This is a genomic window from Psychrobacter cibarius (genome assembly GCA_030686115.1).
In the GTDB taxonomy this organism is placed as follows: Bacteria; Pseudomonadota; Gammaproteobacteria; order Pseudomonadales; family Moraxellaceae; genus Psychrobacter; species Psychrobacter cibarius_C.
The window spans coordinates 280,787-302,743 of sequence record CP131612.1; the positions used below are offsets into that span (position 1 = coordinate 280,787).

At 43.7% G+C, this 21,957-nt stretch carries 17 protein-coding genes; 14 read left to right on the forward strand and 3 right to left on the reverse strand.

Annotation, left to right across the window (positions count from 1 at the left end; translation table 11 throughout):
- Nucleotides 1-39: 39 nt before the first annotated feature.
- The 3 genes from trpB to Q6344_01225 all read left to right on the forward strand — a co-directional run bounded on the left by trpB (nt 40) and on the right by Q6344_01225 (nt 3,832).
- Complete coding sequence (gene trpB / locus Q6344_01215; protein WLG14005.1) at nt 40-1,266, forward strand: tryptophan synthase subunit beta; 1,227 nt, start codon at nt 40-42, stop codon at nt 1,264-1,266.
- 218 nt (nt 1,267-1,484) lie between these two features.
- Nucleotides 1,485-2,387, forward strand: coding sequence for a DMT family transporter (locus tag Q6344_01220; protein ID WLG14006.1), 903 nt, complete (start codon nt 1,485-1,487; stop codon nt 2,385-2,387).
- Nucleotides 2,388-2,728: 341 nt separating this feature from the next.
- Nucleotides 2,729-3,832: an alkene reductase gene (locus tag Q6344_01225; GenBank protein ID WLG14007.1), complete on the forward strand. Its 1,104-nt coding sequence runs from the start codon at nt 2,729-2,731 to the stop codon at nt 3,830-3,832.
- A gap of 138 nt (nt 3,833-3,970) precedes the next feature.
- Here Q6344_01225 and Q6344_01230 read toward each other — a convergent pair whose 3' ends face one another.
- Nucleotides 3,971-4,939: a pirin family protein gene (locus Q6344_01230; protein ID WLG14008.1), complete on the reverse strand. Its 969-nt coding sequence runs from the start codon at nt 4,937-4,939 to the stop codon at nt 3,971-3,973.
- Between the two features lie 282 nt (nt 4,940-5,221).
- Nucleotides 5,222-6,538, reverse strand: coding sequence for an NAD(P)/FAD-dependent oxidoreductase (locus tag Q6344_01235; protein WLG14009.1), 1,317 nt, complete (start codon nt 6,536-6,538; stop codon nt 5,222-5,224).
- 526 nt (nt 6,539-7,064) lie between these two features.
- Between Q6344_01235 and acs the strand changes: the two genes are divergently transcribed.
- From acs to Q6344_01270, 7 genes are all read left to right on the forward strand, one after another.
- Complete coding sequence (acs, locus tag Q6344_01240) at nt 7,065-9,026, forward strand: acetate--CoA ligase (protein ID WLG14010.1); 1,962 nt, start codon at nt 7,065-7,067, stop codon at nt 9,024-9,026.
- A 230-nt stretch (nt 9,027-9,256) separates the two neighbouring features.
- Complete coding sequence (locus Q6344_01245) at nt 9,257-10,435, forward strand: NAD(P)-binding protein (protein WLG14011.1); 1,179 nt, start codon at nt 9,257-9,259, stop codon at nt 10,433-10,435.
- 79 nt (nt 10,436-10,514) lie between these two features.
- A complete protein-coding gene (locus Q6344_01250; GenBank protein WLG14012.1) occupies nt 10,515-10,943 on the forward strand; it encodes an MgtC/SapB family protein in 429 nt (142 codons plus the stop codon).
- A 133-nt stretch (nt 10,944-11,076) separates the two neighbouring features.
- Entirely contained in the window at nt 11,077-11,328 is a 252-nt protein-coding gene (locus tag Q6344_01255; protein WLG14013.1) for a hypothetical protein, read from the forward strand.
- Between the two features lie 132 nt (nt 11,329-11,460).
- Nucleotides 11,461-11,697 (forward strand): hypothetical protein, encoded by a 237-nt coding sequence (locus Q6344_01260; GenBank protein WLG14014.1) that lies wholly within the window; start codon nt 11,461-11,463, stop codon nt 11,695-11,697.
- 791 nt (nt 11,698-12,488) lie between these two features.
- Nucleotides 12,489-13,160 (forward strand): CDP-diacylglycerol--glycerol-3-phosphate 3-phosphatidyltransferase, encoded by a 672-nt coding sequence (gene pgsA / locus Q6344_01265; protein WLG14015.1) that lies wholly within the window; start codon nt 12,489-12,491, stop codon nt 13,158-13,160.
- A 485-nt stretch (nt 13,161-13,645) separates the two neighbouring features.
- Nucleotides 13,646-14,419, forward strand: coding sequence for a hypothetical protein (locus Q6344_01270; protein ID WLG14016.1), 774 nt, complete (start codon nt 13,646-13,648; stop codon nt 14,417-14,419).
- A 97-nt stretch (nt 14,420-14,516) separates the two neighbouring features.
- On the opposite strand, the gene Q6344_01275 is transcribed toward Q6344_01270, so the two are convergent.
- Nucleotides 14,517-15,011 (reverse strand): pyridoxamine 5'-phosphate oxidase family protein, encoded by a 495-nt coding sequence (locus tag Q6344_01275; protein WLG14017.1) that lies wholly within the window; start codon nt 15,009-15,011, stop codon nt 14,517-14,519.
- 465 nt (nt 15,012-15,476) lie between these two features.
- Here Q6344_01275 and purL point away from each other — a divergent pair, with 465 nt between their 5' ends.
- The 4 genes from purL (at nt 15,477) to Q6344_01295 (ending at nt 21,951) form a co-directional block, all read left to right on the forward strand.
- Complete coding sequence (gene purL / locus Q6344_01280; GenBank protein ID WLG14018.1) at nt 15,477-19,475, forward strand: phosphoribosylformylglycinamidine synthase; 3,999 nt, start codon at nt 15,477-15,479, stop codon at nt 19,473-19,475.
- Nucleotides 19,476-19,710: 235 nt separating this feature from the next.
- On the forward strand, nt 19,711-19,887 hold the full coding sequence (locus Q6344_01285) for a hypothetical protein (GenBank protein ID WLG14019.1): 177 nt from the start codon (nt 19,711-19,713) through the stop codon (nt 19,885-19,887).
- A 110-nt stretch (nt 19,888-19,997) separates the two neighbouring features.
- Nucleotides 19,998-20,981 (forward strand): hypothetical protein, encoded by a 984-nt coding sequence (locus tag Q6344_01290; protein ID WLG14020.1) that lies wholly within the window; start codon nt 19,998-20,000, stop codon nt 20,979-20,981.
- A 4-nt stretch (nt 20,982-20,985) separates the two neighbouring features.
- Nucleotides 20,986-21,951, forward strand: a complete 966-nt coding sequence (locus Q6344_01295) for a restriction endonuclease (GenBank protein ID WLG14021.1) — start codon at nt 20,986-20,988, stop codon at nt 21,949-21,951.
- Nucleotides 21,952-21,957: the final 6 nt, after the last annotated feature.

Below are 21,957 nucleotides of genomic sequence, written 5' to 3' on the forward strand. Positions count from 1 at the left end.
CCAATACTAATACTCCATTTAAAATAACAAGGCTTAACTATGACAACGCAAAATACAGCAGCTGGCTACGGTTTACATCAATCAATTTTGCCCAATGACGATGGTTTATACGGAGAGTTCGGTGGCAAAATCGGTCATCCTGAGCTTGCCAAAGCCATGGCAGAAATCGAAGTAGGCTTCCGTGAAATCATTAAAGACGATGACTTTATCGCTGAGATGAAGCGCTTGCGTGAGACCTATGTTGGTCGTCCAAGTCCTATTTATCATGCGCAGCGTTTGACGGAGCATTGCGGCGGCGCGCAGATTTATTTTAAACGTGAAGATTTAAATCATACGGGCGCGCATAAGATTAATCACTGTTTGGGTGAAGTGTTATTAGCCAAGAAATTAGGCAAAACCAAAGTAATTGCCGAAACGGGTGCGGGGCAACATGGCGTAGCGTTGGCAACGGCTGCGGCATTGATGGGCTTGAAGTGTGAGATTCACATGGGTGTGGTCGATATTAAAAAGGAGCATCCAAACGTCAGTCGTATGAAGATTTTGGGTGCCAATATCGTTCCTGTCTCGCGTGGTGCTGGTACGCTAAAAGAAGCGGTCGATAGCGCCTTTGAGACTTATTTGAGTGAGCTTGATACTAGCATGTTTGCCATTGGCTCGGCATTAGGACCGGCGCCTTATCCTGAAATGGTCAGCTATTTTCAATCGGTGGTTGGTCATGAAGCACGGGCGCAGTTCTTAGCGACGACGGGTAAGCTGCCTAATAAAGTGGTCGCTTGTGTTGGCGGCGGCTCGAATGCTATCGGTATGTTTAGCGGCTTTTTTGATGATAAAGATGTAGAAAAAATAGGCGTGGAACCCGCAGGCGAAGGTCTGGATACTCCTAATCATGCGGCGACGATGTCGCTCGGCGTCAAAGGCGAGATTCATGGTTTTAAATGCTATGTGCTGCTCGATGAAAAAGGCGAGCCAGCTCCCGTACATTCGATTGCTTCTGGTCTAGATTATCCAGGGGTTGGACCACAGCATTCGCATCTGCGAGATTTAAAACTGGCTACTTATGAGTCGGCGACTGATGCTGAATGTCTAGAAGCGTTTATGGCATTGTCGCGCCTTGAAGGTATTATTCCTGCCTTAGAGTCGGCACATGCCATCGCTTATGCGATGAGGGTTGCCAAAAATATGTCAGCGGATGAGACGATTTTGGTTAATTTGTCAGGTCGCGGCGATAAGGATATTGACTTTATTTTGGATAAAGTAAATTTGTAGAAGAAATCAGTGATAAATACAGAAAATACAACATCAATCGAGCAATTAAAAAGTTATCATCGAGGTTTTTTTATCACACGATACTTTTTACGACTAAGCCTTTTATAACTGCGCTTTTATGATGAATTTGTTGATAACAATCATTTCATAACGAGAAGTTCATAAATAGCCATTTTATAAGTAAGGAGCAATCGTCTAACGCTTGATAGGATCACCACATGTCTAACCGCGACCTCATTATTTTTATCACCTTATCCTTTATGTGGTCGCTGTCTTTTATTTTTTATCGTATCGGCGTGCCTGAATTTGGCTCGTTAGCTTTTGCGAGCCTTCGTGTGGTCTTGGCTGGGCTGACCATGCTGGTTTTTGTTTTGATCAGCCCAAAAAATAGAGAGGGCATACGGGATAATTGGAAAGTGTTGACGCTGGTTGGATTATTTTCTGCGGCTATTCCCTTTATCCTGTTTGCCTTTTCAGCGCGCTCGGTAAACGCAGGGGTGTTGGCGGTGCTTAATGCGTCTGTGCCTATGATGAGCGGTTTCATCGCCAGTACCTTTTTTAAAGACAGACTGTCAAAAACACAAATTCTCGGTTTAGTTATCGGTGTTATCGGTGTGATTATTTTGATGAGTGAAAACTTATTTAGTGGTAGCGGGCAGGGCGCTGAGTCAGGTTCAGGGTTACTGCCGATGGGCTACGCACTATTGGCTTGTGTTGGCTATGCCGTCGGTGCCAATATCACCAGAAACTACTTATACAATGTCTCACCAGTCGCTATTACCGCAGGCTCGCTCATCATTGCCAGTGTGATCATGTTGCCGATAGCAGTCTACGAATTCCCATATGGTAAAAGCATTAGCCTTACTGCTTGGGTTTCTGTCATTTGTATTGGCGTGTTTTCAACCGCCATTGCCTTGATTTTTATGAATCAATTGATAAAAAGTATTGGTCCTATGCGCGCAACCAGTATTACCTTAGTGATTCCGATTTTTGCGATTATATTGGGTTACTTATTGCTTGATGAAGCATTGGACACACCTGCGATCATCGGCTCGATGGTGATATTGTTTGGCACTTACTTGTCTTTAGAGTTGTCCATTAAAAAGATGCTCAAATTGTAAAAATCTCGATTGGGTCATCGTTCAACACGCCCTAAGTAGACTTTTGACTGAGAGGTTATGAGTACAGGTTATTGATAAATAATATTATTTTGCTATTTATGTTTTTAAATGATTAAAGCCATTCGCTTAATAGGCTGATAAGAGGCGTTGAATAATGAGTATTATCAATACCGATATCATGCCATATTGATATTTTTGTTGGTCATTTTTCCTTGGAATTATCATGTTTGCCCCCTATAAAGACTACGGCTTATAAATAGCGTATTAAAAAACGAGCGCGCTATTTATTCATTAATAACAAACCAATCATTATGGTTTTATAACAACAAATAAGGCTTTTTATGGCACACGATAATTTATTTGAACCCGTAGAAATGGGTACGCAAACCCTAAAAAACCGCATCATCATGGCACCGTTGACACGTCTGCGTTCGATCGAACCTGGTGATGTACCGACGGCACTTGCTGGAGAGTATTATTCACAGCGTGCGAGTGCTGGGCTTGTTATTACTGAAGCGACGCAGGTATCTTTTCAGGCAAAGGGCTATGCTGGCGCGCCGGGTATCCATACCCAAGATCAAATCACTGCGTGGAAAACCATCGTTGATAATGTCCATGCCAAAGGTGGCAAAATTGTCGTACAGCTATGGCACACAGGATTGGTCGCGCATGAAAGCGTGCAGCCTGATGGCAAAGCGCCGATCTCAGCGTCTGATGTGCATGTCGGTGTGCGTACGTCATTGCGTGATAGCAATAACCACGCCATTCGCGTTGAAGCGACCACGCCACGTCCAGCGACACTTGATGAGATTAAGCAAGTCATCGCTGATTTTGCCCAAGCGACCAAAAATGCTAAAGAAGCAGGCTTTGATGGGGTAGAGATTCATGGTGCACACGGTTATCTATTGCATCAGTTTTGGGTTGAGCAAACCAATCAGCGTGATGATGAGTATGGCGGTAGCCGTGAGAATCGTGCGCGTCTGACTCTTGATGTCATCGATGCTTGTGTTGATGCGTGGGATGCTGATCATGTGGGTATTCGTATCTCGCCACTTGGCACGTTTAACAATGTAGAAGCAGGCTACAACGAAGACGAAAACATCTGGCTAGTTGAACAGATCAACAAGCGTGGTCTGATGTATTTGCATCTCTCTGAGCCTGATTGGGCAGGTGGTACGCCTTATAGTGATGCATTCCGTCAGCGTGTCCGTGATGCTTTTGATAATATGATTATTGCTGCTGGTGGCTATACTGCTGAAAAAGCGGAGAAAAACATCAAAGATGGCTATATCGATGCGGTTGCTTTTGGCCGTGATTATATCGCCAATCCTGATTTGGTTGAGCGTATCCGAGAAGGGGCGGCGCTCAATGAGCAGCATCCAGAGAGTTTTTATGGTGGTGGCAATGAAGGCTATACCGATTATCCGTTCCTGAATCAAGCATAATGGATGATCAGCTGCCCTTATGATTAGCTAACCTTAAGGTGTGTTAAAAATACCCTCACCGTTAGCCGATACATAAGTACATAATAAAAAGCCACCTGACGGTCTGCGTCAGGTGGCTTTTTGATGCCTGTATTTTAACTATTTAACAAAGTTGCCCGTTTGGTAATCCCGAAACGTTTGGCGGAGCTCTTCTTGGGTGTTCATTACAAAGGGTCCATAACCTGCGACTGGTTCGCCGATAGGTTCGCCGCTCAATAGTAAAAGCTTGACTGGTGCTTGCTCGCCATTTTCGGTAGCAGGATAATGCAGCTCAATGGCATCAGTAGTCAGTCTTTGCTCAGCTTGCCCATCAGTGCGGTGCTGAGTTGGCGCATCAAATTGAATCAAATTGCCAGCACTGACTGACGTACCATTGACCAGTAGCTCACCTTCTTGTACCAGCAGTAGCGTATTGTGGGTGTTGGGCACTTTTAGCGTCGTCGCGCCCGCAGTATGCAGTTCAATATCCCATAAGTTAATCGGAGTAAAAGTATTTGCCGCGCCTGTGATTTCTTGCCACGCACCAGCAATGATAGCCGCCTTACCAATCGTCATTTGGTGGTCAGGGTTGCTGCTGTCGATTAACTCAACGATAGGCAGATCTGCCCGTTTGATGCTTTGATAGTTTGGGTCGGTTAGTTTGTGCGCACTTGGCAAGTTAACCCACAGTTGCACCATACTAAAGACGCCACCGCGTTGACCGAAAGCTTCGGAATGAAACTCTTCGTGCATGATGCCACGACCTGCGGTCATCCATTGCACATCGCCTTTTTGAATAATCCCTTGCCCGCCTACTGAATCGGCATGACTGATTTCACCTTCGTAGGCGATAGTGACGGTTTCAAAGCCTTTGTGTGGATGCTGTCCGACCCCATGCGGCTGTGTTTTATAATTGGGGTTCGGATCAAAGGTCGTTGGTTTGCCATAATCGAATAACAAAAACGGGTCGGTATGGCTATAATTAAAATGAGGATTATCGTCAAGATGGTTGATTAAGGTCTTTACATAGAAACCGTCACCTACCCAGTGCGGCGCTTTATCACCATGAATATTTTTAATAGGACGCATTTATTACCTCGTCAGACGAAACATGTTTTTTAATAAAAAAGTTCTGTTAAGTTACGCTACATTTATAGCTACCTATATTGTGTTTATTTTAATAATTTATCAAGGGCTAATGTCGATAAAAGGCAACTTAAGTAGAATAAAAATAGTGATATCTCATTAGGGGGTGGTGGGCATTTAGCCATGGCGCTGTTTATAAGTGCTGTTTATAAGCGCTATCTGCAAGCACTGCCGATAAGTACTGTTTATGATTAAACAATGCTACATCGTTATGATTAAATGAGGTTAAACCACTTCACCGCAGACAAAGCCACTGGCCCATGCCCATTGGAAGTTATAACCGCCAAGCCAACCAGTAACGTCCAGCACTTCACCGATAAAGTATAAGCCCTCCTGCATGTTGCTTTGCATGGTCTTTGAGGAGACTTCATCAGTTTTTACGCCGCCGCGGGTCACCTCAGCGGTACGATAGCCTTCTGTACCAGAGGGTTTGAGCTGCCAGCCATTCAAAGTCGCGCCAAGCTCCGTCAGCCGCTCATCTTTAATATTGGCAAGTTCGGTGTCTTTGATATCGTCCCAAAGGTGCATTTGTAGCGCGGCAAGCAGTTTTTTTGGTAGCTTATTACTGTCATCGCCACTATCGGTATAATCCGCGACGACCGTTCGAATCAGTTGCTTTGGGTGCGATTTTTTGTGCGCAAGGAGCAGCGCTGTCATGTCGATATTTGGCAGCAGGTTGATACTAATGGTCTCGCCAGTGTGCCAATAGTTTGATAGTTGTAGCATAGCAGGGCCTGACAGCCCGCGATGGGTAAACAACATGGGCAATTTAAAAGAGATGCGCTCATTGCTAGCGATGACTGGCAAACTAATACCAGCCAAAGATCGGATAAGCTCACCCGTTTTATCCGTAAAGGTAAAAGGCACTAAGCTGGCATCGGTTGTGATCAGCGTGTGCCCAAATTGCTGCGCCAATTCATATCCTAAACCACTGGCTCCCATCGTTGGAATAGACAGTCCGCCCGTGGCGACCACGAGTGACTCGCAGCGGTAACCTGTTTGCGGCAGTTTTGTTTGATTGGCAGATTCTTTTCTCTCTTGCTTTTCTTTTTTGCTAAGCTGCTTGCTGGACAGTAATTCAAATTTGGCGTTTTTGTCACTTTCGACAGCCTGTACACTGTCAATCTGCGCATTCAGCTTTACTTGTACGCCAGCTGCCGTACATTCCGCGAGGAGCATGGTCAAAATATCTTGCGCTGAATCATCACAAAATAGCTGACCGTGTTCGCGCTCATGGTAAGGGATGTTATGTGCTGCCACCATACTGATAAATTCCCAGCTGGGATAACGACTGAGCGCTGATTTACAGAAATGTTGATTGGCACCGATAAAGTGCTCAGGCTCGACATAGTAATTGGTAAAGTTGCAGCGTCCGCCACCTGACATTAGGATTTTTTTGCCCGCTTTATTGGCATGGTCTAATACCAGTACGCGGCGACCACGGCGACCCGCTGTCAGCGCACAGTATAGCCCTGACGCGCCAGCGCCGATGATGATGACATCATAGTGGGTGTATTGTGATGCATTGCGGTGATTGCTCATGGTAGTCTCATAAAATAATAGGTTTAAAAACCAGCCACCAAATTCGTCATCGAATCAACAACAGAGTCGATTGCTTATCTTTATAGCAGCAGATCAATAAGAGGGTTTGGTGAAGGGTGTATTTTGGCGTCGTATCTAGCGTGTAGCTATTGTCCATATTTCATACAAGGTTACAAGGATTAAATGTCATATCATTATCTGATATCTGGACAGTGATGCCTTTGTTTATACCAAAATCAAAATTTGTGCCAAAATCAAAACATGTTTTAAATTAGTCAATAGCAAGATTAAAAGCGAGTAGATGCAAAACCACACCTCGTCAATAAATTTTATCATGGGTGATCAAGTATACCGCTATATAGGCATATTGTTATGAATGGCTGTTGATACCTTGCAACCGTTCTGCTTATTTGTCAAACTAACCGTGAGTGTCACACATTATGGAAGATGACCCTTATCACCTGTACAGGCAGTCGTTTTCGACCGTTATGCGTGCAGGTCATAATAATTAAAAAGGACAAATACGATGACTCAAAAATCATTCCCCATTGCGGCCGAATTTATCGCTGCTGCCAATACTACCGCTGAACAATACCGCGAAGACTATGAAAAATCTATCGAATCACCTCAGGCTAATGATGCTTTTTGGGCGAAGCGTGCCGAGCTGATCGATTGGATAAAAAAACCGACCAAAATCAGCGACGTTAACTATGATTTGGATGATTTTCGCATAAAATGGTTTGAGGACGGCGAGTTGAATATCTCTGTCAACTGTCTCGACCGACATGTCAAAAAAAATCCTTACAAGCCTGCCATTATTTGGGAGGGTGATCACCCTTCACTGCACAAAATCATCTCCTTTAAAGAGCTACATCAAGCGGTCTGTCGCTTGGGTAATTCCATGCGTAAGCTTGGGGTCAAAAAAGGCGATCGCGTGACCTTATATATGCCGATGATACCTGAAGCAATGATAGCGATGCTGGCATGTACACGTATTGGCGCTGTACATTCTGTGGTCTTTGGTGGCTTTTCTGCTGAGAGCTTGGGCAATCGCCTGAGAGACAGTCGCTCAAAAATCATCATTACGGCTGATGAAGGCTTACGTGGTAATAAGCATACGCCGCTCAAAGCCAATGTCGATCGGGCACTAGATATGGATGGTACTGACAGCGTGACCAACGTCATAGTCGTTCATCGTACGGGTAATTCTGTACCGATGAGTGGTCGCCGTGATGTTTGGTATCATAACTTGGTCGATGGCGAGTCAGAACATTGCGAGCCAGAAGTTATGAATGCCGAAGACCCGCTATTTTTATTGTATACCTCTGGCTCTACTGGCAAACCTAAAGGTGTGCTGCATACCACGGGCGGCTATATCACCTATGCTCTCTCTACTTTTCGAGATGTGTTCGATATTAAAGACGATGACGTCTACTGGTGTACTGCGGACGTAGGCTGGATCACAGGTCATACTTATGCAACCTACGCACCGCTTGCCAATGGCACGACGACGGTGATGTTTGAGGGTGTACCAGAATATCCCACATGGGCACGCATCGGTCATATTATCGATAAGCACGATGTGACCATTCTGTACACTGCACCGACGGCGATTCGAGCGATGATGAAGGAGGGCGATGTCTTTGTGCGGGAGTCTGATCGTTCAAGTTTGCGACTACTCGGAACAGTCGGCGAGCCGATCAATCCAGAAGCATGGGACTGGTATTATCATGTCGTCGGTGGCGGCAAGTGTCCGATTGTAGATACTTGGTGGCAAACTGAGACAGGCGGCATTCTCATGGCACCGATACCAGGCACAGTCGCCCTCAAGCCGGGTGCAGCGATGAATCCTTTGTATGGTATCAAGCCAGAGATTGTTGATAGTGACGGTACTATGCTAGAAGGCTCTGCTGAAGGAAACCTAGCAATTAACAGCAGTTGGCCGGGGCAAATGCGTACCATTTATAATGACCATGAGCGTTTTTTACAGACGTACTTTAGTGAGTATCCCGGTTATTATTTCACTGGTGATGGGGCGCAGCGTGACGAAGATGGACATTACTGGATCACGGGTCGCGTCGATGATGTGCTTAACGTCGCAGGGCATCGTCTGGGAACAGCAGAAATTGAGAGCGCCGTGGTCGCGCATCCTGCGACAGCGGAGGCCGCCATTGTCGGGATGCCGCACGAGATTCGCGGTATGGGCGTTTGTGCCTTTATTATTCTAAAATCGGGTGAAAAAGAGACAGAGGCGCTAAAGGCTGAGCTGAATCGACATGTTCGCGCTGAGATTGGTCCGATTGCCAATTTGGATGCTATTCATATCGTTGAGGCACTACCCAAAACCCGCTCGGGCAAAATCATGCGCCGTATTTTACGTAACCTTGCAGCAGGTCAATATGTTGGTTTGGGTGATTTGTCTACTCTTGCGGATAGCTCGGTGATTAATCAGCTGGTTGAGGTAGTCAAAGCTGCGCGAGGAGAGTAGGCTAAATTATCGATTAAAAGCACGTTCAGTAAATAGACGATTAGCGTTCAAAAAAGTCATGTTATGAAAACTAGCATGGCTTTTTTACGCAGACGATATTGATATCAACAAAATTTAAAGGTTCAATACTTTCTATAACCATCTTATCTAACGATAATCATCTTATCTAAAATATTCCTAATATTATCACTCCCTTTTTTATCAAACATTATATGAGGCCTGCTGTCATTATGACCAATCACTCTTTGCCCGCTGTCGCTACCCAATCACCAAAAATCGCTATCATTGGTGGTGGTTTGACGGGGCTGTTTACCGCTACATTATTAGAGCGCGCCTTTGCCCAGAACATAGCACAAGATAGTGCGCAAACACCCTTACCGCAAATTACTGTCTTTGAAAAGTCACGTAGCGTAGGGCGTTTAGCCACTCGATATCGTACTGATAGCCACACTGGCAAAAACTGGCAATGGGCATTTGGGGCACAGTTTTTTACGGCCAAGACGGCAAGTTTTAAGCAATTCATTACGCCTTGGTTAGAGACGGGATTGCTACAGCCATGGTGCGCGCAGGTGATCGATTTAACGCCAGCGAATCATGATACTCAATCGCCTGATATTCACATCAAAGAGCAATGGAACACCACGCAAGCCCGCTATATCAGTACGCCAAAAATGACCAGTTGGGGGCGTACACTGGCTGATGAGTTGCAGTACAGCACCATAAAATTTAAAACCCGCGTTGCGCCATTGGCTCAATATGATAATTCTCTAGCGGCAAAGGTTGATAAAAAAACTGAGCTATTTGACGAGACTGGTGCGAGTCTAGGGCACTTTGACTGGGTGATATGTACCGCGCCAAATGGTCAGACCATAGAGTTAATGGCAGAGAGCGGCTTTGCTGAGCAAGCCAAGATTTCTGAGCCAAAAATGCTGGCGTGTTATACGCTGATGCTGGGTTGGGATAATTTTGATATATTACCAAAAATGTTAAGCGCTCAAGCAGCGCCACGCTGGGATGTGGCTTATCTGAATGACTCTATACTCGATAGAATATTTATCGAGCATCAAAAACCTGCTCGCGATGACCTGCTACCCAGTGTCACTATTCATGCGCGCAACGACTGGTCAGAGCAGCATGTCGATGACGATATGGAGAGGATCAAAGCGCAGTTATTAACAGCTGCCAAGCAAGTATTGAATTGGAATGATGACCATGCTCCTAGCCGAATAGATTGCCATCGTTGGCGTTATGCCGCCACTGTCACTGATAGTGATAAAGAAGTATTAGGCATCTTGATAGACGAGTCTCATCAATGGATTGTCAGTGGTGATTGGTGCGGACAAGGCAATATCGAAAGTTGCTATCAAATGGCACAACAGACGGTTGAGGCAATCAACAAAGCAAAATAATGGCGAAAGTTTACTTAGCGACTGTGCTATCCGAAACTGGACTTTAAGGGCGTTTTCTTAATATGAAAAGGTGATAACGATGTTTGGATTCGATATAGATTTAGAGCTGATGGGCTATCATTTTTTCCAGTTGGGCATCGCCTTTATATTGTCATTACCGATTGCCCTTAATCGTGAGATGAAAGACAACGGTGCGGGGTTAAGGACGTTTCCACTGGTAACCATTGCTTCGTGCGCGTTCATGTTGGTTGGTATGGATATTTATGATGCTACTGGTGAAGCGAGAATCATGTATGCCATCATCACAGGTATGGGATTTATCGGTGGTGGGGCGATTTTTAAAAATGAAAAAGGCTCAAAGGGCACTGCCACGGCAGCGAGCTTATGGAATACGGGCGCCATCGGTATTTCGGTGGCTTACGGTCGTTATGAGATTGCCATTATATTATCGGTCGTTGGCTTTTTGATTTTGCAATTCTCAGAGCCCTTTAAAGTTAAAAAATACTAAGCGATGGGTGCGACGAGTTAACCTGCATATACACTTAAATACTAAAGAGACTATAAATAAATACTATATAGTATCTCTATATCTATATGATATAGCAAGAAATCTATAAATTGTTGAAAATAAAGGATAGTTTATGAGTAGCAGATTGAGAGGAAGTGGGCTGACTTGTGCCATGCTCGCACGAGGGGATAAGCAGGTTTTATGTGCGGTCAGTAATGAGAGCGACGAGCAAGCGATGGCTAGTATCGATAGCACTGAATATGATTTGCTAAGGCACATTATTTCTTTTGATAACGATAAATTCTCCTGTAAAGAAGGCGTTGAATGGCAATGCGCCATACCAGTAAAAAAAGTAGAACTTTTTTATGATGATATAAATCTATAGCCGCTTATAACTGAAAGTTTGTATATTAATTTGTAATACTTTAATTGAAAATAAAGCTACCCAAATTGCTAAGAAACAGTTATATTCGTATAACATAATATACAAAATAGTACGAAGTTAGAGGTGAATATAGTGCTTAGAGGAAGTGAGCTGACTCGTGTAATGCTTGAGCATGGCTGCCATGAGATATGGTGTGCGGTAGATGATAATAGTGATGAAGAAGCTATGTGTGATCAAGATTCGAACGATTTTACTGCCCAAATCGTGTCTTATCATAACAACAGATTCTATTGTACTGCTGGTACTGCGTGGCTATTCGCTGTGCCAATTAAGATAACGGCGATGACACTGAGTGATGTAAAGCTCTAAATACCTTTCTTTGTCTTATTAAGCCATTGCCGATTCATTATTTGTATTATAAAAACCCCACCTTATGGTGGGTTTTTTATAATAAGCAATATGCCATTTTTTGAGATTATTGCTCAACCGATACAGATTTTTGCAGATGGTTATACTTGTATATAACAAAAACCTTTAACTAAGCACAAATTACAGGCAAAAAAAGAGCCCACAGAGGAGGAACTGTGGGCCGAGGAAAACTGATCGTGTAAAGGAACTACAGAGGCAGTGGTTGTGACCTATTGTTATTATGAGTGTTTCTATATTAACTAATATTAGGGTGGTGGTGATTAATTCAATAACTGCATATATTTACTTACATATTTAAGTGTACAAGTGTTTTTATCAGAATCGCTATCATAGCGCAATTGACAGCGGTTTGGCTATTTTGGTTACATGACATTACGTTTAGAGCTTATGAGAGAGAAAATTAACGTCGTATTGTATCTCCAGTAGATGAGTCTTTTAGTCGTGTCATATCTAACATTGAAAAATGCGTATCAAAGTTTTGTAGTTATATATGGAAGATTGATTAATTTTAATAGTCATTCCACTATAAAATATTACTGCGTTAACCTCGCTTGAAGTATTAAAGATACATCTACACTCGGTTGCCTTGTGCTATTTTTAAATTCAACCGACTGTTTTTAAATGCAACTGACTATATCGATAACTGAATAGCTAAAGAGATGGCATGACGACCTGCGTGAAAAATGCTAAGCTATCTACCATTAATATGTCTATATAAAACTGGGTTTGCCATGACTGAGAATACGCATTTGCATACGCAGGAGCCGCAAAATACCAAGAGTATTTTTAACTTGCCTAATAACCTTACTATCGCGCGGATTTTAATGATTCCGCTATTTGTCGCGATTGCTTATTGGCCACCTGCTATGGGAATTGGCATGCCTGCCATCTCAGACAATGTGATTGCGCGGGTCGGTATGAGCGAGTTTAGTGATAGCTTGTTACGCCATTTACTTTTGACTAGCGTTTTTATTATTGCAGCGATTACTGATTGGCTTGATGGATATTTTGCCCGTAAGCTTAATGTTATGTCAGCCTTCGGTCGTTTTTTAGACCCTGTCGCTGATAAGTTAATGGTGGCGGCGGCGCTTATTATCTTGGTGCAATGGCATCCCAATATTATTATGGCAATCGCCGCGATTGTGATTATCTCGCGTGAGATTGCGGTATCAGCGCTGCGTGAATGGATGGCAGAGCTGGGCAAAAGTACCAGTGTGGCGGTGTCGTATGTCGGCAAGCTAAAAACGACGTTTCAAATGGTGGCTATTACGGTACTTTTATTAAACTGGGAGTCGCTCGAAACAATCGGTTATGTGCTGATGGTTGCTGCTGTTATTTTGACACTATGGTCGATGATGATTTATCTGAGAGCGGCTTGGCCTTACCTAAAGCAAAGCGGGTAAATATATAACGCAGATATGATCAACAAACAACACAGACCATAAAAAACGCCAGTGGCTAATGCGACTGGCGTTTTTTATGGTCTGTTTGAAATACGGCTGATGTTGCCTATTTGCCTTAGACATTGTTTGTATGGTTGATATATACTCGAAATTATTAGGGTCTGTTGAACATTCAAATATTAGGGCTGCTGATTGCTAAAATTGCACCAAACTAGGCGCAAACCGACGATAATGTCGAGACCTTAGCTAGGCTTGCAACAACGTTTGGGGTGATTTTAGCATCAGCCTTTCAGGGCAATACTCTTTTTTGCCAATATATGGCGAAATTGTTTAACCTAGAATGACTAGGCATCAAAAATTTCACTGCATATTGTCTAAAAAATAATGACTGCCAGCACCACATTTGAATGTTCAACAGACCCTGAACAAAATACAAGAAAATTGATCGAGCTATCATGAAACGGCATTCAAATAAGGAAATAAGCATGACATTACATCAGACACAGTCGGGCGTTGCCGTATTATTGTTGGCATTATTAACGGGGTGTTCTTCTGGCTCAAACATGCAGGAAGAGTCCACCTCAACCATTCAGCGAGAAAAATCTATCCAAACAGACGCTACTGCAGAACGTTCCACTCAGGACGCGGCAGAATCGGAGCGTTTGGGCACAAAGTGGGGCGATGACGTCGACTCAAAAGTGACGACTGTTGATCTGCGCCGTACGAGCAGTGAGCCTATCGAGCAGATGCAAGTCCGTTATGCAGACAAAGCCTATAATGGACGTGCGGTTAATAGCATGTCGCTACTGGCGGGCAAGGTGGATTTTTCGATGGAAACCGACACAGATACGTTATCGATCTATCGAGATTCGGGCAATTATTACGTCCAAGGTCAAGCAGGTCAGGCTTACCGTTTGGTATATCATAATAACAGCGCCAATACTTATGAAATCGTCGCTAGTGTCGATGGAATAAATGTCCTCAATGGCAGCGCTGCCAGTCGCTATGACAGTGGATATGTGCTAAATCCAAATGATAATTTGGTGATTGAAGGTTTCCGTAAGAGCCAAAGCTCAGTGGCTTCCTTTATATTTAGCAAGCCAGAGAGTGCTTATGCTGCTAATACCAGCTCAGGCTCTATCAATAACACAGGTGTAATAGGTACAGTCATCTATGGCTTATATGATCCTACTAGACCTAAATCTAAGCAACCGCAAGCGTATCCAGCAGACAATGGTTATGCGAAACCACCGCAGTAATGCCTATCGATAGAAAATAGATAACGCGTAAAGAAACGCCAGTCGCATTAGCCACTGGCGTTTTTAATTTTGCTATTTCTGGTTTAGTTTAGATAACTTATAACGTCACTGAGTTGTTTTCACCTAGGTTAGTTGCTTTCTTACCATCCATCACAGCAGCAGTAGTCATCTTAAACATATTGACGACCAAGCTACCACTGAGCCAATATTCAGCACCGTGTGGTACGACTTTAATCAGCTGTACATTTGGATCTTCTTTACCTTGCTCATAAAAAGCATTGTAGATCGGCGACCATAGCTCGTCTAATTTCTCTTGATCTTCGACCAGTTCCGCTTTACCATTAATTGAGACATAATTTTTGGCATCTTGACTGACATAAGCCAAGTTTACTTGCGGGTCTTTCTCAATGTCACTCACGGTTTCGGTACTCTTGTCACCGATGAACCAAATCTCTTTTGCACCGATGCTCGTCTCGCTCGTTGTCATTGGGCAGGCATGCAGATGGCCTTCGTGGGTACGAGTTGTCATCATGGCAAACTTAATGTCTTTTACCAATTCTTGCACTTTATTGATGTGGTCTTGTCTACTCATAGTAAATTTCCCTTTCTTTATTTTGATTAAGTCGTAGTGATTAAATAGTTGATTGGTTATAGTAGTTTTTATTCAGGCTAAGCGTTTTTCAAATTAAGCGTTTTCCAAGTATCGAAAACCAGATGAATTGAAAAAAACGATCGTCGCCTTAACAACTGAAACTAGAATACCTAGTTGTGACCTTGTGTTTATATAGGTTGCCCGTAAGGCGATGTGAGGGTTTGTAAGGACTATAAGCTTTAGGTAAAAATTGTGACGAGATCACTGTTAAGTTTCTGTTGTGAAAGTAGCCTGTTGTAAAAGTAACAAGGGTTTCAACGATGGCGAAGATTTGACTATTATGGAATAGCAACCATCAGCAATTTATCTTGGTTTTGACCTGCTTATTACAGGGCTTCTTGTTATAATACCCAGACCATTTACTTTGCATGGCAGAGATGCCTTGATCTTACGGATTATGCCTTTATGATGACCATCGCCGGACAACCGTTTCTTACCGATTTTCAGACGCAGCAACTCATCAGTCAGTTTCAGCAAAAAACCGAGCTAAATGTCAGCCAAATCCATACCCAGCAAGTGTATGTGTTATCACGAGAACTCGAAGGTGATGAGCATAAAAAAGCGCTAGACTTACTTGCTGTCGGTAGTAGCACTGTCCTTGAAGCCCCAAAAAGCAATCAATTACAAGTCATCGTAGGTCCACGTTTTGGCACGATTTCGCCATGGGCAAGTAAAGCGACCGATATCTTTAATAACTGTGAAATTGCGATCAATCGCATTGAGCGCGTCGTTGTTTATACGCTTACCATCGATAGCAAGATCAGTGAAAAGCTGTCTACTGCCGCTGAGCAGGTGTTGTTTGACCGTATGACGCAGAGCTTGGTCTATGACTTGAGCGATGTCAGTAAGTTGTTCGACGATCAAGCGCCAGCATCACTGAATCATATCGATGTCATCGGACAAGGTCAGTCAGCGTTAGAATTAGCCAATACCCAGTTCGGCTTTGCGCTATCTGTCGAAGATATTGACTATCTGATGAATGCTTATGTTAATGAGCTTAAGCGCAATCCAACCGATGTTGAGCTGATGATGTTTGCACAAGCAAACTCAGAGCATTGCCGTCATAAGATTTTCAACGCTGAATGGACAGTGGATGGTGAAGTTCAGCCAAAGTCACTGTTTCAAATGATTAAGAATACTTATAAAGCCAATCCACAAGGTATCTTGTCTGCCTATAAAGACAACGCTGCGGTGATGGCAGGGTCTGAGGGTATGCGTTTTTATCCTATCCCGACTGACGCGATGGATGCCAGTTCAATTCACCCTTATGACTTTCATCAAGAAGCAATCGATATCTTAATGAAAGTTGAGACGCATAATCATCCAACCGCGATTGCCCCTTATTCTGGTGCAGCGACAGGTGCGGGCGGTGAGATTCGTGATGAAGGCGCGACTGGTCGTGGCGGTAAGCCAAAAGCAGGTCTGACAGGCTTCCATGTATCACACTTGCATATCCCAGAGCTTGCTGAAAAATGGGAGCAATCAGGTCAGTTGAGTACTCAGGATTACGGTACGCCAGATCGTATGGCAACCAGTCTTGAGATCATGACCGAAGCACCACTCGGTTCAGCCAACTTCTCAAACGAGTTTGGTCGTCCAAACCTATGCGGTTATTTCCGTAGTTTTCAGCTTGATACCTCAGCGGCAAAAGACGGCAGCGAAATGCGCGGCTATCATAAGCCAATTATGCTGGCAGGTGGTTACGGCAATATTAAACGCAACCTCATTGAAAAAAACACCATTCAGCAAGGTGATTTATTAATCGTCCTTGGTGGCCCTGCGATGCAGATTGGTCTAGGCGGTGGTGCAGCATCTTCAGTTGATAGCGGTTCACTTGATGAAGGCTTGGACTTTGCTTCTGTTCAGCGTGATAACGCTGAGATGGAGCGTCGCTGTCAAGAAGTGATGGATCGCTGCTGGGCGCTGGCTGGTAATGACGTAGATGCCAGTAATAACGGTAAAGATGGTAACCCTATTGTCTCATTGCATGATGTTGGCGCAGGTGGTTTATCTAATGCAATGCCAGAACTGGTCAATGACCATGAAATGGGCGCGATACTAAATCTGCGTAAAATTCCATCGTTAGAAGCGGGCATGTCACCAATGGCCATCTGGTCAAACGAAGCGCAAGAGCGTTATGTCCTTGCGATTCGTCCAGAAAGCGAAGCCCAATTCGATGCCATCTGTGCGCGTGAGCGTTGCCCGTATGCCATCTTGGGAACAGCCACGGATGTGCGTCAGCTAGTCGTTGACGATACCTTGCTCGCTGAGCAGCCTGTCGATATGCCGATGCAAGTATTACTCGGTGGTACGCCGAAGATGAAGCGTAGCTTTGAGCGTCATGACAACAGCTTACCTGCATTAGAGTTAGGCGACGTCAATTTAGCTGAGTCTATCAAAGACGTGTTGCGTCACCCAACGGTCGCCAGCAAATCATTTTTGATCAGTATTGGTGACCGTTCTATCACTGGTATGGTAGTCCGTGATCAGTATGTGGGTCGCTATCAAGTGCCTGTATCAGATTGTGCTGTGACGGCGTCAGGCTTGATCGCGCTCAATGGTCAGGTGATGAGCGGTGAAGCGATGAGTATCGGTGAGCGTACACCAGTTGCCCTAATCAGCCCACAAGCCTCAGCACGACTGGCAATTGGCGAAGCGATTACCAACATCGCTGGCGCACGTATTGCTCAGTTGTCTGATATCACGATGTCAGCGAACTGGATGGCAGCCTGTGGTGATGATGCCGAAGATGCAGCACTATTTGATGCGGTATATACAGTCGGCGAAGAGCTGTGCCCAGCACTGGGTATCGCGATTCCAGTCGGTAAAGACTCGCTATCGATGCGTGCCAACTGGACTGACAGTAGTGAAGCAGGCGAGACGGATAAATCAGTCGTGTCACCTATGAGCCTCGTGATTACGGCATTTGCTCCTGTGGTTGACGTGGCAAAAACGCTAACGCCTGAGCTAATCAATGGCGACAGCGCGTTTTACCGTATTGATTTGTCTAAAGGTAAGCTACGTCTAGGCGGTTCAATTCTTGCGCAAACGCTGAGCCAATTGGGTAACGATTGCCCAGATTTAGCACAGCCAAGCGACTTAGTCGACTTCTTTAACTTTGTTCAAGCGGGTAACGCGCAAGGCGTTATCAGCGCTTATCACGATATCGGTGATGGTGGTCTACTAGCGACTATCGCTGAGATGCAGTTCACCAGCCGTCAAGGTATCAAGCTGTCACTGACGGATGACAATCTGCTCGGTCAACTGTTCAGTGAAGAGCTGGGCGCGGTCATCCAAGTATTGCCAGAAAACGTCGCGGCTCTAATGCAGTTGGCAGAAGAGTTTCACGTTGCTGATATGCTCAGCCTCGTGGGTCAAAGCTCGGAAGAAGACAGTCTGCTTATTCAAACGCCAACGCTCATGGGCGATGATACTCTCAGCTTTAGCCGTACTGAATTGCAGCAAGCGTGGACTCAGGTCAGTTATCAAATCGCGCGTCGCCGTGACAATCCTGCGTGCGTACAGCAAGAGTATGAATTAATCGCTGATGCGAGCCATCAAGGCCTCATCGCTGCGCCGAACTTTGATCTTAATCAAAAAGTTGAAGAACCATATTTAGCCAGTCGCGAGAATAAGCCAAGAGTTGCTATCTTGCGTGAGCAAGGCGTCAACGGTCAGACAGAAATGGCAGCAGGCTTTACGCAAGCTGGATTTGAAGCAGTCGATGTACACATGAGCGATCTATTGAATGGTCGTATCAATCTACGTGACTTCGATGGTTTAGTTGCTTGTGGTGGTTTTAGTTATGGTGACGTACTGGGCGCAGGCTCTGGTTGGGCAAACTCTATCTTGTTCCATGACGAGCTACGCATGCAGTTTGTCCGTTTCTTTGCCCGTCCTGAGACCTTCTCGCTAGGTGTCTGTAACGGTTGTCAAATGATGGCTCAGTTAAAAGACCTCATCCCAGGTGCGGACAACTTCCCACGCTTCATCGCTAACGAGTCAGCTCGTTTTGAAGCGCGTACGGTCAATGTGAAAATCGAGCGTACCAAGTCTATCCTGTTCAAAGGCATGCAAGACAGCATCTTGCCAATCGCTGTGGCGCATGGTGAAGGCTATGCCACACTAGACAACACAGAGATTGACGGTATGGCCAAACACGGTCAGCTCGCGATGCGTTATGTCGATAGCCAAGGTCATCCAACTGAGACGTATCCGCTCAATCCAAACGGTTCGGTCGGCGGTGTCACGGGTCTGTGTAGCACTGATGGTCGTGTGACGATTATGATGCCACATCCTGAGCGTAACCTAAAAGCCTATAACCACAGCTGGAAACCAGAAGAGTGGGATGAAGACGGCGCGTGGATGCGTATGTTCCGTAACGCTCGTGCTTGGTTGCGCTAGCCGCAAACCTAGATGCTTGATTAACTTCGTCAAACTTGCTGAGCCTACGACATGTAGTGCTTGCGCATGTTTTCCTCGCTACTCAAACCTCTAGCAATTGCTTATAATTTTAGATAGCGGTTTTTTAAATGAAAAGGTGGGCTTAGGCTCACCTTTTTTGTGTTTGGAGTTTGAGTATTTAAATGTTTAAAGTAACGCCTTAATTTTGTTATTAAGTAATGTAGAGTAGGTTGGTGTGGAGCTTGCGACACCCAACGGTTTAGGGGAGCTAATCCCGCCTTCCGCTTGTATCTGCCAGTTTGGGCGCGGCACTGGCTACGGTTTGGGTCGTCGCTTGCTTCGCGTCGCCACCCCAAAACCTAGCCATCGCAACTTGCCTAAACCAACAGGATACCGCTACAGTCGGGGCTAAAACGCGCTTATGAATGACTATTTTATGATAAATTAGTCTGAACTTTAATTTTAGTCTTATTGGTGCGCTGGGCGCACCCTACGAACTAATTGCTTTCTTTGGAGATTAGAATGAACAATCAATCTGAACTGAATAAAGGCGAAAACAAGCCACACGAAAAATCAGACGATAATTTACCGAGAAAATGTGGCATTGTAATGCCTATTGCAAGTATGGAGGGCTATCCTGAATCTCATTGGAAAGATGTTAAAAGAATAATAGAATCGGTTATTAAAGAAGCTAATTTTGAAGCTAGATTAGTCAGTGATGCGGATGATATAGGTGTTATTCACAAACGTATTGTTCAAAACTTATATGATAATCCGATGATAGTTTGCGATATAAGCGGTAGAAATCCAAATGTCATGTTTGAGCTAGGATTACGTCTAGCTTTCGATAAACCAACAATTATTATAAAAGATGAAGTAACACCTTATTCTTTCGATACATCTGTTATTGAACATTTAAGTTATCCAAAAGACTTAAGATATCATGATATTGAAATCTTCAAAGAAAATTTAAAAGATAGAATAAAAAAGACTTATAAGGCATATGAAAATGACCCTGAAAATTACTCCACCTTCTTAAAAAACTATGGTGCTTTTAAAGCTCCATTAATTACCGAAGAAACAGTTTCTGTTGATAGATATGTATTAGATACTCTTAAAGATCTTCAAGTATCTGTCAGTCGCCTCTCTCATTCTATGAGCTCTAAACCCATAAACTACAACAACAAAACTCAGTTTATAAGAAATGCGTCAGCACACCAACTAGATTTTTATGGTCATGAAGAACCCAATATTTTAGAGTTTTATCTTGACGGAATTAGAGATAAAGACGAGTTATCTATAAACCTACAAGATGTCTTAGCGGAATTTAGTTTTCTTATAGAAAAAGTAAGTTTTAACTCAGGGAAGCTCTTTATTAAAGTTAAGAGTAGTAGTCACGAGGATCTTGATATTGTTGGAGAAGTAATCTCTCAAATAGAAGGGTTAGGTTATGAGATAGATGAGTTAGATCATAATATATATAGACTATCTGAAGGTAGGGGATAGATTAATGACTCCAAAAGAGTTCGAACAGATAGTTGGTCGCATAATCTCAATTATGGTTAAATCAGGTGACGAAGTAGTTTGGAATGATAAAATTCCTGATCCTGATAACTCAAAGCAGATCAGACAAATCGATATTGCGATTAATCATGACGGTTTAAAAAGTCATATTGAGTGCAGGCATCATAGCGCACCCCAAGACGTAAAATGGATTGAAGAGTTAATAGGTAGAAAGTTGAGTCTCGATGCTTCTGCGATGATAGCGGTATCTAGCTCAGGTTTTACCGAAGGTGCAACTAAAAAAGCTGAAAAACGTGGTATTTTTCTTCATACTCTAACTGAACATTCACCTGACATAGCCCATACATGGGGTCGTCGATCTAAGTTTGAGATTGGATATTATGGTTTTCATCCCTTAGATATACAGCTAGTATTTGATGAGTTACCAAAAGCCAGTCTTCAAGAAGTTGCAAGCGCCTTCAAAGTTAAGAATGATTTCATCGAGACCACTTTTAATGAGCTAAAATACGCAATAAATGGAAATGAAGATATAAAGGCTTTCCCATATGATTTACAAGTAGAAATTGATGCTGGATGTATTGATTTATTCGATAAAAGTATTAAAAAAGTTAAGGTGAAAGCGACAACTTATTCTATGAAAGAGGTTGTAGAGCTTCCATCGCTAACGACATTTTCGCAAAGCTCTCATGACTATCAAGATTTAGCTAGAGTTGAAAGATCAGATGCTCATAATTCGGAAATGATTTTTGCAGGATCAAGAGTGAAGATACAAATTGACATAACCAAAATATTGAATATAGAAAGTAACAAAATTTTTTCAGGTCGTATCGATTTGGGTTTACGTCGAAAAACTCAAATTCCTGAAGTAGAATGTATAGGTAGTGCTGACCATGAAATATCACTTTATGATGTCGGTTTTAGTGTGAGCGATTTATCTGGTAATGCGTTGTAATTTGAT

Bases quoted from the DNA above. Each gene is read 5' to 3' on its own strand.
- pgsA (WLG14015.1), top strand. From the start codon at position 12,489: ATGACTGAGAATACGCATTTGCATACGCAGGAGCCGCAAAATACCAAG.
- Q6344_01225 (WLG14007.1), top strand. From the start codon at position 2,729: ATGGCACACGATAATTTATTTGAACCCGTAGAAATGGGTACGCAAACC.
- Q6344_01230 (WLG14008.1), bottom strand. From the start codon at position 4,939: ATGCGTCCTATTAAAAATATTCATGGTGATAAAGCGCCGCACTGGGTA.
- Q6344_01220 (WLG14006.1), top strand. From the start codon at position 1,485: ATGTCTAACCGCGACCTCATTATTTTTATCACCTTATCCTTTATGTGG.
- Q6344_01250 (WLG14012.1), top strand. From the start codon at position 10,515: ATGTTTGGATTCGATATAGATTTAGAGCTGATGGGCTATCATTTTTTC.
- Q6344_01295 (WLG14021.1), top strand. From the start codon at position 20,986: ATGACTCCAAAAGAGTTCGAACAGATAGTTGGTCGCATAATCTCAATT.
- Q6344_01290 (WLG14020.1), top strand. From the start codon at position 19,998: ATGAACAATCAATCTGAACTGAATAAAGGCGAAAACAAGCCACACGAA.
- Q6344_01255 (WLG14013.1), top strand. From the start codon at position 11,077: ATGAGTAGCAGATTGAGAGGAAGTGGGCTGACTTGTGCCATGCTCGCA.
- trpB (WLG14005.1), top strand. From the start codon at position 40: ATGACAACGCAAAATACAGCAGCTGGCTACGGTTTACATCAATCAATT.
- purL (WLG14018.1), top strand. From the start codon at position 15,477: ATGATGACCATCGCCGGACAACCGTTTCTTACCGATTTTCAGACGCAG.
- Q6344_01245 (WLG14011.1), top strand. From the start codon at position 9,257: ATGACCAATCACTCTTTGCCCGCTGTCGCTACCCAATCACCAAAAATC.
- Q6344_01270 (WLG14016.1), top strand. From the start codon at position 13,646: ATGACATTACATCAGACACAGTCGGGCGTTGCCGTATTATTGTTGGCA.
- Q6344_01275 (WLG14017.1), bottom strand. From the start codon at position 15,011: ATGAGTAGACAAGACCACATCAATAAAGTGCAAGAATTGGTAAAAGAC.
- Q6344_01235 (WLG14009.1), bottom strand. From the start codon at position 6,538: ATGAGCAATCACCGCAATGCATCACAATACACCCACTATGATGTCATC.
- acs (WLG14010.1), top strand. From the start codon at position 7,065: ATGACTCAAAAATCATTCCCCATTGCGGCCGAATTTATCGCTGCTGCC.